Raw genomic sequence first — 12,761 nt, 5'->3', positions numbered from 1 at the left:
CGAAAAATGTCCGACTTTCTTCACCATTGGCAGCTCGACTCAAAGCCCTTTGAGGCCACATGGGACACGCGTTTTTATTATCGCAGTCCCCAGCATCAGGAGGCCCTCGACCGCCTGCTCTACCTCGCCAGCGAAAAAACCATGAACCTGGGCATGCTGACAGGCGACATCGGCTGCGGCAAAACGATCACCAGTGCTGTTTTGGCCCAGAGCCTGCATCCTTGCTCGTTTATTGTCGTCAGCTGTGAAAATTCAGGATTCAGCTTTGATGAACTGCTGCAATCCATCCTCTCTCAGCTCGATCCGGACGCAGATCAACTGCCCAAAGGAAGGTTTGGCCGCTGCGAACACATGAAAGCCCTGTGTGAGAATGCGGCAGAGCGTGGCCGGCACGTCATCATTCTGTTCGATGAAGCGCAGGACATGCCTGAAGAAACTCTCAGACAGCTCGGCTGGCTGACCAATTTCAACGGCGCTGGACGCCCACTGCTGACATTGCTGCTGATCGGCCAGCCTCCGCTGCGCAGGCTGGTAAACAGCAATCAGGCTATCCAGCAACGCATCGGACTTAGATTTCATCTCATGCCTTTGGCTGAGTCAGATACCGCAAACTTTGTGGAACATCGTTTGAAAGCAGCCGGCCATGCCGACGGCTCAGTGTTCGAAGCAGATGCGTTGATTCAGCTGCATCATATGACCTGCGGTATTCCGCGCGAGATCAACCGCACTGCGAAACTGTGCCTGGAACATGCCTGGGCATCTGGCAGCACTATAGTCACCGCACAAATCCTGCATGATGTGGCCTGTGATTTGTACCGCCAAGACCAGCTGCTCGGCATCTCCACGGCTCTTTCCTGTGTCTCATGAACGCAGTGCCTCCAACTTCCCTCAGCCTGACTGCGATCAATCGTAAACGCGGCATCAGCTGCCCGGTTGTTACCCGGCAGCGTGAGGCCCCCGCGCTCATCGAGCCCTTGGAACTCCCCACCTCTGCAATACCGGCGGCAGCATCCGCCGAACCAGCAGCACCTTCCATCAAACTCCCATTCGATCCACTTCGTGTGATCGACGCCCTCATCCGTCGTTGGTGGCTGATGTTGCTGGCAGGTTTGATCTTCTCTGCGGCAATGCTGACCGTGGGCTGGCTGCGGTTTGAAACGCTTTACACCGTCAAGTCCCAGATCATCAAGCAGCAGCTAGCCTCCGCCTTCAGACAGTCGGATTCCGGAGAATCGTTCAAACCTACGGACCTCACGATTCCGACGCTCATGTCGCTCATGTACTCGGGCGCCACCATCGCAGCCACCGCCATTCAGTTGGAGCATCGCTATGAAGAGAGTGCGCTTCGTTCAGGATTGATTGTCGCTGCTGAACGCAATACCGACATTGTAAACATCAGCATGACCTCAAATGTCAGTGCCGATGCCGTGCTTGAGATGCTGAAGGCCTATACCGAGACCGTGCTCCAGCTCTCACGGGAGCTTCAGCGCAGCGATGCTTCAAACATGAAGGCCTTCCTGCAAAAGCAGATTGAGCGCACCGATGCCGATTTGCTCAAGGTTAATGAAGAACTGCTGGCCTATGGCCGCCAGTCCCATCTCCTCGATGCCGACAAGCAGATGGATGCATGGTTGGCTGAACTGGGCAATTTCACGCTGAAGTATGAGACCTTGAAGCTCGACCATGACACCCTCGACGTACGCATCCTGGGCATTGAACGTGAACTGGGCAAGGTGGACACCAATGCAGCAAGAGTAGACACCGCTAAAAAAGAACTCGCCGACCTGCGGGTTCGATACACCGACGAACATCCTGCCGTGGTCGAATCCATGGAAAAGCTAAATTCTTTGGAACAGCAGATGAAGTCTTCCGGCATGCGCACTGATGCACCGCCCAAACCCGGCGAAAGCAATGTGGCGGAAAGTTTATACCTCGATCTGGTGCGTCTTCGCTCTGAAAAGCAGGTCATGGGCGATCAGTTGACGAAGCTCCTCGCAGTGCGTGAAGGAATCAATCAGCGCCTGGCACTGCTCCCACGCCAGGCCATGGAATACGCCCACATCAAATCTCGCAAGCAGACTCTGGAGACCTCCCGCGCCCTGCTGGCCGGACGTCAGCGCGAAGCAGCGCTCTACGAAGAGAATTCACAAGGGTACTTCCGGCTTTTTTCCATGTCACGTGCTCAGGACGTGATCGCCGTAAAGCCAACACAGAAACTCATCATGGCAGGCGCCGGTGGATTTGGCGGCGGCGCGCTGCTGGTGGCCGCCATCGTTGTAATTCTGACGCTGCTTGACGGCTACATCCGCAGCAGCGGTGATTTGAAACGCGCCACCGGTCTTCCTGTTCTGGGAGCATTGCCATTGAGGCTTGATTCCGCCACTGAAAATGAAGAGTCCTGGGCCTTCCGCACCTGGACAAGGCTGCAGCCCATGCTGCAAACGCCTACCAGTGGCGGCGCCATGATCTGCGGTGTGTTGCATGCCGCTGAGGACAACGCAGCCTCCCGTTTGATCGGACTGCTCGCTGATGCCGCCATCCGGCGTGGTCTGGCATGCATCACGATCACACGAGAGCTCACTGAGGATGCCCTCACGCTCACGGCAGCCGTGGATCAGCCTGAACGTCCCGGAAAGATCACCCGCGAAATCACCGACCGCCCTTACCGGATCGGCATGGATGAAGAATGGCAGTGGACTCCCTCACAAAGACAGCAATGGCAGGCTGCACTCGCACACTGGCGAACACTGCCAGGCGTGGTGATCCTCATCGAACTCCCAGCTGTGGAGCAGCCGGAGGCCTTGCTTATCGCTGAGCAGCTTCCCAACCTCCTCTGGGCCGGTTCCAGCGGTACATGCCTGGTGCAAAAGGTCCAGGATGCGCTGCGCATGTATCGTGACGCAGGTTGCAGGCTCATCGCCGCCGTGCTGGACCGTGCACCAGCGCTGCGCCCCGCCGCACTGGCTCGTTTCGGCGCACTCGCCCTGTTGCTCGGCAGCTTTTCCTCAGCCTCGGCGCAGACGGCCCTCCCGCTTGGTCCAGGAGATGCGGTGAACATCAACATGCCCGGCTTTGAAGGTCTGGAGCGCAAGGAAGTGCCGGTCGGCCCAGATGGCAAACTGACCTACATGCAGGCGCGCGACATCCAGGCGTCTGGATTGAGCCTGGATCAACTGCGCGAAAAACTGGTCACCGAACTGCGGCGCTACTACCGCAACGCCCGCGTCGTGGTCACTCCATCCACCTTTCAAAGCCGCAAAGTTTATGTGCTCGGCAAAGTGGTGAAAAAAGGGGCCATCAATCTGGACCGCCCTCTCACCATTCTCGAAGTGGTGGCTGAAGCCGGTGGTTTGGAAACCGGCTTGTTTCAGCAGAACACCGTGGAACTCGCAGACCTCGGCCGCAGTTTCGTCATGCGCGGACAGACTCGTTTGCCGGTCAACTTGGAGGCGCTCTTTCTGCACGGCGACATGAAGCAGAACGCCCGTGTCGAGCCGGGGGATTACCTCTACTTCCCTTCCGCCAACTCCAACGAAATCTATGTGCTCGGGGATGTGAAAATGCAGGGCACTCAAGGTCTGCTGGCCCACACTTCCGTCCACAGCGCCATCGCTCAGGCGGGCGGCTTCACGCCGAAAGCCTACACACGGCGTGTGCTCGTGGTGCGCGGCTCCTTTGAAAAACCCGAGCGCTTCGTGGTGGATATGGAGGACGTGCTCACTGCACGCGCCAAGGGTTTCCACCTGGAACCAAAGGACATCTTGTTTGTCGCTGACAAGCCCTGGGCCCGTGCCGAGGAACTGCTCCACATGGCGATCAACGCCTTCCTTCAGGGGGCCGTATCAGGCTGGACCCGCGCCAACATCGGCCCCTACATTCAGCAGCCGATCCTGCCACAGCTGCGCTAATAAAGGTTCACGCAATAGCTGCACATTATTTCCTTCAGTTCATTGGATTCATGATCGCCACTCTGGAGCCTGCTGCAACACCTGTCGCCAATCGCATTCTGCAAGTGGCCGTGATCGAGGACGATCCGACTCTGCGATTGTTTCTAAAGAAGCTTATCAGCAAACCTGGAGGCCAGCTGGCGTTTGCGGGAGCATGGGAGAGCGCCGAAGCCGCCGCGAAACCGCTGCTCGAAACGCGGCCTGATGTCGTGGTCGTTGATCTCGAGCTTCCCCACATGTGTGGCATGGATCTGATCCGCCATCTTGCACCGCGCATGCCTGCCACGGCATTTGTGGTGCTCACGATTCATGATGATTCACAAAGGGTGTTCGCGGCGCTGCGTGCAGGTGCCAGCGGCTATTTGTTAAAGAGTTCAAAATCATCCGAGATCATCGCCGGCATCCTTCAAGCCAGCGCAGGCGGAGCCCCGCTCAGCCAGGAGATTGCCCTCCTGCTCATCCAGTCGTTTCAAAACCCGGCGAAAACCGTGCGCAAACGCATGCCGGGCCTCACGCCTCGGGAATGCCAGATTCTCGAAATGCTCTCTGAGGGCATGGTGCCAAAGGAAGTGTCTGACAAACTGGGTATCAGCTATGCCACCGTGCGCGACTACCTCAAGTCGGTGTATGCCAAGCTGCACGTGCGCTCCCGCACCGAGGCCGTGATCAAATACCTTGATCAAACCAAGTAGCCTTTTCAGCAACCCCACAGCTGCGGGGATTGTCGACGGATTGTGCAGCAGGGATGTTTGCGCATGAGATTTACCGCTCTGATCCCCTGCTGCCTTGCGCTGCTCAATGCCTGCTCAATGATGAAGGAGCAGAAAAAATTCGATGCCCGCTCACAAGGCACCATCACGGACGCCGCCTTCACACAGACCAAGCGCCAGGAACCCATCCATCCCGAGTGGCTCAAGCCCTCGCCCAAACCATATACGCTGGGGCCAGGGGACAAGCTGGAGATCGAAATCATCGGTGAAACCGGCACACGCGCGGACACCTTTGTCACGCCTGACAGCAAGCTCTATTTCGACCTGCTTCCCGGCATTGATGTGAAGGGCAAGCCGACAACACAGCTCCGTGAGGAAATGGAAAAAATGCTCACACGCTACTACAAGCAGCCGCAGGTTTCAGTGACGCTGCGTGAGGTCAGCAGCCAGCGGGTGTGGGTGCTGGGGCGTGTCAATTCTCCTGGCATCTACCCATTGAACCGGCCCATGCGCGTGCTGGATGCAGTCACTCAGGCCGGCGGTCTTTTCGCCTCAAGCTTCACCGGCACCACCGAAGAACTCGCCGATCTCAGCCACAGCTTTCTCATGCGCGGCGGCAAAATGCTGCCGGTGGATTTTCAGAAGCTCATCCGTGAAGGCGACATGTCCCAAAACATCTACATCGAGCCCGATGACTTCATTTATCTCCCGTCCTCCATGACCAATGAAATCTATGTTTTGGGTGCCGTCACCGAGCCCCGCCCCGTGGGTTTCATGAACGAAATGAACTTGATCACCGCACTCGGTCGTGGACTCGGCATCCGGCCTGAGGCTGACCTTACTCACGTCACCATTGTGCGCGGTTCACTGACGGAGCCCAAAATCGCCACGGTCAATGCCAGAGACATCATCCAGGGCAAAGCCACCAATGTCCGTTTGGAACCCGGAGACATCGTCTATGTGCCCGGCAGTGGCAGCATGTCCCCCGGCGGTTTTTTGCGTGATGCGGTCAATACCTTCACGCGCCTGGTCGCGGCCAATGAAGGCAACTCAGCCGGAGCGCCAAATGCCACACCCATTGGTTTGAACCTCAACATCGGCCCCTCCAGCCCCACACAATGACCACCTCCCCTCGTCGCATCCGCCCGCTTATCATTGCCGAGGCAGCCAATCCGACACTCACCAGCGCGGCGCTGGTCGGCTGGTCCTGCGCGAAGGCCATCGCCGCACAGACCGATGCCCACATCGTCACCGAGTGGCGCAATCGCGATGATTTTCTTCGCGCCGGCATGGTGGAGGGCACCGACTTCACCGCCATCAACAACCGCCGCCTGCAGCACCTCTCATGGAGTCTGGCCACGAAGTTCAGCCGCAAAGGGAGCTTCAGTTGGAGCCTCTATGCCGTGCTCTCCAATCTCGTTTATCCATTCTTTGAGCGCAAACTCTGGCAGACCTTCGGCCCCAGACTCCGCGCTGGTGAATTCGATCTCGTACACCGCCTGCTGCCCCTCTCTCCCACCACGGCAAGCTGGATCGCGCCCCGGCTGAAAAAGATCGGCGTTCCCTTCGTGCTGGGTCCTTTGAATGGTGGCGTGCCATGGCCGCAGGGCTTTGATGATTTGCGTCAGCAGGAGCGCGATGGCGCGGGTCGCCTGCGTGCTTTCTACCGTTTCTCACCGGGCTTGAAACAAACACGTGAATCCGCGCACGCCATTCTCACCGCTTCACGCACCACCCTCCATGAAATGCCCGCACATCTTCGCAGCCGCTGCATCTTCATGCCCGAGAACGCGGTCGATTTGGAAAAATTTCCGCTCACGCCCAAAGCACCCGCCGTCACAGATCCTTCCAAACTGCTCCGCATTTCCTTTGTGGGCCGCCTCGTGGCCCTGAAGGGCGTGGACATGCTCATTGCCGCCGCCGCCCCCTTGATTCGCAGTGGCGCGCTGCACCTCGACATCATTGGCGACGGTCCCGAACGCGAGCGTCTGCAAGCCATGGCGCAAAGCGAGAACATCACCTCTGGCGTTTGCATGGACGGCTGGATTCCACATGCCCAGCTCGGCGCCCGCCTTCGTGAGAGCGATCTCTTCGTATTCCCCAGCATTCGTGAATTCGGCGGCGGCGTCGTGTTGGAAGCCATGGCGTTGGGAATCCCAGCTGTGGTGCTGGATCACGGCGGCCCGCCCGAATTGGTGCCACCAGGAACCGGCTACGTGCTTCCCATGACCACGCGTGAAGACATCGTCACCCGCCTGCGCCAGCTGCTCACGGAGCTGCGCGAAGATCCCTCACAACTTCACACTGCAGGCGAGCTCGCGCAGGCGCACGTTCGCAAGTTTTACTCATGGGACGCCAAGGCAGTGCAGATCCATGAAGTCTATCGCTGGGTGCTGGGCCATCGTGCAGCCAAACCCGACTGGGGCACCCCCATGGGCTTTGCGAGCCAGATAGTCGATTCTGAAGAGTCGATGCAGCCCATGCCTCAACCTCTGCTCATTCCAGACCATGGCTTCTAAAGCACCCAGCCAGGGCGCGTTTCACATCCCTTCGCTGGATGGCATGCGCGCTGTGGCCATCTTGATTGTCTTTCTCAGCCATGCCGGTCTCTCCCATGTGGTTCCCGGCTTGTTCGGAGTCACCGTCTTCTTCTTTCTCAGCGGCTACCTCATCACCACTCTGCTGCGAATGGAATGCGAAAAGCATGGCGGTGCCAATCTCCGCCAGTTCTTCCTGCGTCGCACCCTGCGCATTCTCCCGCCGTTTTATCTGATCTTGGCTGTCATTGCCTTGCTCACTGCTCTGAGTGTTTTGCCAGGAGGCTTTCATGGTCAGGCATTGATGGCGCAGTCCCTCTTCGCCGCCAACTACTGGGAGATCACCGGTGGCGTGCAGCCACCCGGCACGGAGATTCTCTGGTCGCTCGCCGTGGAGGAGCATTTCTACCTGCTCTTTCCTTTCCTCTATCTCGGCATGCGTCGCTTCATGCCGGACCGCCGTCATCAATTCGCCCTGCTGATGACCCTCTGCGCCGCCGTGCTCGCGTGGCGCATGCTGCTGGTTCATCAATTCTCCGCCATTGATCTGCACTCCGGCTCAGCTCACCATCCACGCACCTGCCATGCCACAGACACGCGTCTGGATGGCCTGCTCTTTGGCTGTGCTCTCGCAGTCTGGGGAAATCCAGCCTTGGATGGCACGCGCATTCGCCGCAGTCACTGGCTTTGGCTGCTGCTGCCTTCCTGTCTCGCGCTCCTGCTGGCCACATTCGTCATCCGCAGCGTCCCTTTTCGCGAGACATGGCGTTACACCCTTCAAGGCCTTGCCTTGATGCCTGTCTTCATCGCCGTCATCCGTTACTCGGACGCCCTGCCCCTGCGTTTCTTGAACTGGCGCTGGGTCAGCCGGCTAGGCGTGCTTTCATATGCCTTTTACCTGTCGCACGCGCTGCTGCTGTCACTCGTCGCGCACTGGCTGCCTGCACCTGAAGGTCTGAGCCATCTCCAGCTCATGCTGCTTCGTGGCACGGTTGCATTCCTCCTCACGCTCGCAGCCTCCTGGATGATGCATCAGTGGGTCGAAAAGCCCTTCTTGCGCTTGAGACGCCGTCTCTGTAGCGGCACGAATCCTGCACCGCATAAGCAATCGAGCTCATTCGTGTTGAATCAAGTTTAGCAAAGCCTAAACCTCGATTCATTCTTGCTTCCAAAGCCTGATTTGAAACGACCCGGCTTGCGGTCTGCGTGTTTCGTTCGGAGCGTACCATTGTAACACACTTCCAGTGTTCCTTTTGAGCTCCCAAAATCATGAACACCCCGCCATCCATTCGCGTCGCCTGTGTCGAGGATGATCCGCATTTCCAGGCGCTTCTGAGAAAGCTTCTGACACCAGAGCATGGCTTTGAACTTTTGGATATCTTCAACAACGCCGAGCAGGCCGAGGCATCCATCTTGGACTCCAGGCCGGATGTCGTGCTGCTCGACATGAAGCTGCCCGGAAAGACCGGCATTGATTGCTTGAACATGCTCGAATCCCACATGCCTGCCACGGCTTTTGTCATGCTCACCGGAGATGACACCCCGCACCAAGTCTTCGCCGCGCTGAAGGCCGGCGCCTGCGGCTACGTTCTGAAGACCGCACCTGTCGAGCATTTACTTGAAGCCGTTCGCGCCGCAGCGCTCGGCGGAGGTCCGCTGAGTCCAGCCATTTCACGCGTGGTGATCTCAGCTTTCCAAACGAAAGCGGTCAAGGTCCAGCCCCGCATTCCCGGCATCACGCACCGTGAAAATGAACTGCTCGGTCTGTTTGTGAAAGGCCTCAGCGCCAAAGAAGCCGCCTACGAGATGGGCATCAGTTATGAAACCGTGCGTGATTATTTGAAGACCATCTATCACAAGCTCAAAGTCAGATCACGCACCGAAGCCGTGCTGAAATATGTCCGCAACCAGCAGGGGCCGGCCCTCGCCTTCTGATCAGCGCACACGCACCTGCTTCTTGCTTCGGACTGCCGCCCTGCGGCTCATCTCCATCCCGGACACCATCCCGGCCAGCATGAGCCAGTGAGACAGATTCTTTGTCTGCGTCAGAATGCGCTCCACTGTTCCATGCAGGTAGCAGATGGACAGCGCCACGAGAATTCCGAAAGCCACATAGCCCATCAGGCTTTTCCCAAAGTAAAGCCACGCTCTGAAGGCGCACCAAAGCGTGACTGCCTCAAAGAGCAGAAACAGCGACCAGCCCAGCCATCCATTCTCCGCCAGCAGCAGCCAGTAGAGACTTTCCGTCAGCGGATTCCCCCAGTAAAGTTCGTCCACAATCGCAAAGCCGCGATCGGCGTCCCATTCCTCTAGAATAGCGCTGTATTTTGCGCCCAACGGGCGGCTGTTGGCGATGCCGTAGTTGTTCCACCCGATGCCCAGCAGTGGGTAATCATGCAACATGGCCTTGCATTGACGGTTGAGCACCGGACGCAGGTCCTCCGTATTCTTCTCCTTGCTCTCCCGGACCTCCTTGAGCCGTGAGTTGAGCGAGTCCATGGCAAACATCATCACCAGCACGGCACCCACCACCCCCATCACAGAAAACAAGGCTGTGCGCACCCCGGGGCCGCGCAGCCAGGCCATGCCAAGTACGATCGCAGCCCCCACGGCATAGGCGGCCAGTGCCGCTCGTGAAACCGAAAGCAGCACGCACAGCCCCGCCCCGCCAAATGCGGCCAGACATAGCCACAACAGGCGCCCCTTCACCTCCTTGTGTAAAGCAGCAGCAAATACCACGCATGCCGTCATGTACGCCCACATGGACATGGGGTTCTGATGCTCAAACCAGCCCTTGATCTGAAAGTAGCCTTCCAGGTAGCGCATCTTCATGCAAATCCAGCCCTGCACAACCAGGCTGAACCCAAGCCCGATCAGGGCGGCACGCAGGTCTTTGTCATCACGCAAATACATCGCCGCAGCCACGAAGATCAGCGTGCCTTTGCCAAATCGCGAAAAAGCCATCCATGCCAGCGAGGCATCCCAGGCATTGGCCACAGAGAGCAAGCCCACCACCGTCCACAATGCATACACCCATGTTCCAGGCGGCCATCCTTTGCGCGGCGGCACCGCCGGATCACGCGGACTTTGCGCCACGGCGATGATCAGAGCGATGGCAAACACCTCAATCAGGGAAACCTCATAGCCCTTGGTATGACCACGGTACTTCTCGATGCTGCCGATCATCAGCGTGAATCTTCCCGGCTGCAGCGTGGGCATGAAGATCATCAGTCCAAACAACGCCCGCTGCCAGGCGCGTCGCGATGCCATCATCACCCCCAGCAACGGCGCAAAGCCGCCGTAGAGAAGCAGGGCAATCAAGAGTTTGAAAAGATCCTTCACAGCTGAAATCAAACCCCGACACCGCATCATCTCACCGCCCCCGATTGAGGGGGGAGCCAACTCTTCCTCACGCATTTAGATTTTCCCTCACCTCTTCTCCTGCATGCGTCCCACCATCGGTGTCCTTATCCGCTTCAAGAACTCCGCAGCCACCCTTCCTCGTGTGCTGCAACGACTGCAGGCGCAAACCATTCGCCCCCTTTTCATTCTAGGCGTGGACACCGGCAGCACGGATGATTCAGCCGCGCTGATCACTCAGGCTGGAGGCAGGGTGATTGCATGGTCACAGCCCTATCATCATGCGCGCGTGCTCAATCACGGCCTCAGGCATCTTCACACGGATCTCGTGCTCGTGCTGAGCTCGCACACCACCCTGGAAGACGATGACGCCGTGGAACGCATGCTCGCCGCCTTTGAGGATCCCCGCGTCGCCTGCGTCAGCGCCAAGTGGGACGACGATCCATTCTACAACGATGCTATCACCTGGGACGAACTCCGCGCCAAGGGCCTCAAGTTTGGCTCCATCTATAGCAACAGCATGGGCATGATCCGCCGCAAAGCCTGGACGACTGTCCCATTCGATGAAAGCCTGATCACCGCCGAAGACTACGCCTGGGCCATTGAGCAGCTCCAGCGCGGCCACGTTTGCAAACGGCTGGCTCTTCGCTTCGGCTACGAGCGCAGCGGCCATGACCGCACCTTCGAGTTTGCGCAGCTCGTGTTTCAATTCGCACGCTGCTACAAACTCCGCGTCACATGGCTCGGCGTTCCGCGCAGCCTGCAGCAGATGCTGCGCGCGTTGTTCACGCGCCGGCCAGACTCAGCGCCGCCCGCTTTGCATTACGAGCGGCTCAAAGCCTGGGCCCTCATGCGCTTTACCGCCGCTTCTTCTTTTTCCGGCCGGTGAGGATAGCGCGGGCGCGATCTTCGTCGTCGAGGGCGGTGGTGTACTTGTAGCTGAATCCTTCAAGCTTCCGCCTCTCGATCTTCTGACTGATCAGTCGCTCGATGGAGGCCACGTTCATGAGCTCATCAGCGGCGAAGAGGGTGAAGGCATCGCCTTCCTTCTGCGCACGGCCGGTGCGGCCGATGCGGTGGACATAGTCTTCCGAATGCTCGGGCACCATGTAGTTGATCACATGGGTCACACCGCTGACATCCAGACCACGCGCGGCCAGGTCCGTTGCCACGATGATTTCAAATTCACCATTGCGGAAGCCCTGCAGGGCGCGCTCGCGGTCACGCTGGCCGATGTCGGAGTGCATCACGGCTACCTTGTATTCGTTGAGCTGATTGAGCGCGGAGTAGATCTGGTCAGCCTGCACCTTGGTGCGGGTGAAGATCATGACGCTCTCGAAATGGGTCTGCTTCAGGATCGCCAGCAGCAGTTCCATGCGCTGGTCGCTGGCCACCGGATACATGTAGTGGCTCACCGTCTCGGCAGCGGAGAAGCGGATGCCCACTTCGACGCTTTCGGGATCTTTGAGCGCGAAATCCGCGAGGCTCTTGATCTGCGGTGGCATCGTGGCGGAGAAAAACAGCGTCTGGCGTGCAGGAGGAGTTTTTTCAATGATGCGGCGCACGTCGGGAAGGAATCCCATGTCGAGCATGCGATCGACTTCATCCAAGATCAGCACTTCAATGCCGCGGAGGTCAGCGATGCCTTCCTGCATGAAATCAAGCAGACGTCCTGGGGTGGCAACAACGATGTCGACACCCTCTTGCAACCCTTTGCGTTGCTTGTCATAACCAACGCCGCCATGGACAAGGAGAACGCGGAGGCCCGTGTGCTTGCCGTATTTTTCAAACTGTTCGACCACCTGCGCGGCGAGTTCACGGACAGGTTCGAGGACGAGCACTCGGAATTTCCCAGGAGCCCCCAGGCGGGTGAGTGTGGGCAGCGCGAAAGCGGCCGTCTTGCCAGTGCCGGTCTGCGAAGCACCGATGACATCCCGGCCAGTGAGGATGATGGGGATGGATTTTTCCTGAATGGTCGTGGGCTTTGCGTAGCCGGATTCACGAATGGCTGCCAACACGGCTGGCGAGAGACCGAGAACTTCAAAGGCCTCAGGAAAGGGACCTTCAGGGACAGGCGGCGGCGCGGGCGGAGCCACCGAGGTGTAATTCACACGTTCAGGCTTGTCCTCACGGGGGCCACGCGGCGGACGCTTGTCATCGCGCTCACGGCCACGCGGCGGGCCGCGGCGGCCATCACGCTCTGGGCG

General features: G+C 58.6%; 10 protein-coding genes. 8 read left to right on the top strand and 2 right to left on the bottom strand.

Annotated elements, in window-relative coordinates; translation table 11 throughout:
- The first annotated feature begins 6 nt into the window (after nt 1–6).
- From WAW39_RS27615 to WAW39_RS27585, 7 genes are all read left to right on the top strand, one after another.
- The gene (locus WAW39_RS27615; RefSeq protein ID WP_422322512.1) at nt 7–867 is read left to right on the top strand and encodes an ExeA family protein; all 861 of its coding nucleotides are present in this window, start codon (nt 7–9) and stop codon (nt 865–867) included.
- Nucleotides 864–3,908 (top strand): SLBB domain-containing protein, encoded by a 3,045-nt coding sequence (locus tag WAW39_RS27610; protein ID WP_422322510.1) that lies wholly within the window; start codon nt 864–866, stop codon nt 3,906–3,908. Before WAW39_RS27615 ends, WAW39_RS27610 begins: the two co-directional genes overlap by 4 nt.
- Before the next feature lie 50 nt (nt 3,909–3,958).
- Entirely contained in the window at nt 3,959–4,639 is a 681-nt protein-coding gene (locus tag WAW39_RS27605; protein ID WP_422322508.1) for a response regulator, read from the top strand.
- A 63-nt stretch (nt 4,640–4,702) separates the two neighbouring features.
- Entirely contained in the window at nt 4,703–5,779 is a 1,077-nt protein-coding gene (locus WAW39_RS27600; protein ID WP_422322506.1) for a polysaccharide biosynthesis/export family protein, read from the top strand.
- Nucleotides 5,776–7,176, top strand: coding sequence for a glycosyltransferase family 4 protein (locus tag WAW39_RS27595; RefSeq protein ID WP_422322504.1), 1,401 nt, complete (start codon nt 5,776–5,778; stop codon nt 7,174–7,176). The genes WAW39_RS27600 and WAW39_RS27595 overlap by 4 nt, the downstream gene beginning before the upstream one ends.
- Entirely contained in the window at nt 7,166–8,332 is a 1,167-nt protein-coding gene (locus WAW39_RS27590; RefSeq protein ID WP_422322502.1) for an acyltransferase family protein, read from the top strand. The genes WAW39_RS27595 and WAW39_RS27590 overlap by 11 nt, the downstream gene beginning before the upstream one ends.
- 131 nt (nt 8,333–8,463) lie before the next feature.
- Nucleotides 8,464–9,129 (top strand): response regulator, encoded by a 666-nt coding sequence (locus tag WAW39_RS27585; RefSeq protein ID WP_422322500.1) that lies wholly within the window; start codon nt 8,464–8,466, stop codon nt 9,127–9,129.
- Here WAW39_RS27585 and WAW39_RS27580 read toward each other — a convergent pair whose 3' ends face one another.
- Nucleotides 9,130–10,515 (bottom strand): O-antigen ligase family protein, encoded by a 1,386-nt coding sequence (locus WAW39_RS27580; RefSeq protein ID WP_422322499.1) that lies wholly within the window; start codon nt 10,513–10,515, stop codon nt 9,130–9,132. It lies immediately after the preceding gene.
- A 124-nt stretch (nt 10,516–10,639) separates the two neighbouring features.
- Between WAW39_RS27580 and WAW39_RS27575 the strand changes: the two genes are divergently transcribed.
- Nucleotides 10,640–11,443: a glycosyltransferase family 2 protein gene (locus WAW39_RS27575; RefSeq protein ID WP_422322497.1), complete on the top strand. Its 804-nt coding sequence runs from the start codon at nt 10,640–10,642 to the stop codon at nt 11,441–11,443.
- Here WAW39_RS27575 and WAW39_RS27570 read toward each other — a convergent pair.
- A complete protein-coding gene (locus tag WAW39_RS27570) occupies nt 11,412–12,572 on the bottom strand; it encodes a DEAD/DEAH box helicase (protein WP_422322601.1) in 1,161 nt (386 codons plus the stop codon). The two genes, WAW39_RS27575 and WAW39_RS27570, sit on opposite strands and share 32 nt — an antisense overlap.
- Nucleotides 12,573–12,761: the final 189 nt, after the last annotated feature.

The sequence above is a fragment of the Prosthecobacter sp. genome (genome assembly GCF_049294395.1).
GTDB lineage: Bacteria > Verrucomicrobiota > Verrucomicrobiia > Verrucomicrobiales > Verrucomicrobiaceae > Prosthecobacter.
Note: the sequence above shows the minus strand (reverse complement) of the source record. Positions and strands in the feature narration are given on the sequence as shown.

Bases quoted from the DNA above. Each gene is read 5' to 3' on its own strand.
- WAW39_RS27585 (WP_422322500.1), top strand. From the start codon at position 8,464: ATGAACACCCCGCCATCCATTCGCGTCGCCTGTGTCGAGGATGATCCG.
- WAW39_RS27600 (WP_422322506.1), top strand. From the start codon at position 4,703: ATGAGATTTACCGCTCTGATCCCCTGCTGCCTTGCGCTGCTCAATGCC.
- WAW39_RS27615 (WP_422322512.1), top strand. From the start codon at position 7: ATGTCCGACTTTCTTCACCATTGGCAGCTCGACTCAAAGCCCTTTGAG.
- WAW39_RS27595 (WP_422322504.1), top strand. From the start codon at position 5,776: ATGACCACCTCCCCTCGTCGCATCCGCCCGCTTATCATTGCCGAGGCA.
- WAW39_RS27610 (WP_422322510.1), top strand. From the start codon at position 864: ATGAACGCAGTGCCTCCAACTTCCCTCAGCCTGACTGCGATCAATCGT.
- WAW39_RS27575 (WP_422322497.1), top strand. From the start codon at position 10,640: ATGCGTCCCACCATCGGTGTCCTTATCCGCTTCAAGAACTCCGCAGCC.
- WAW39_RS27590 (WP_422322502.1), top strand. From the start codon at position 7,166: ATGGCTTCTAAAGCACCCAGCCAGGGCGCGTTTCACATCCCTTCGCTG.
- WAW39_RS27605 (WP_422322508.1), top strand. From the start codon at position 3,959: ATGATCGCCACTCTGGAGCCTGCTGCAACACCTGTCGCCAATCGCATT.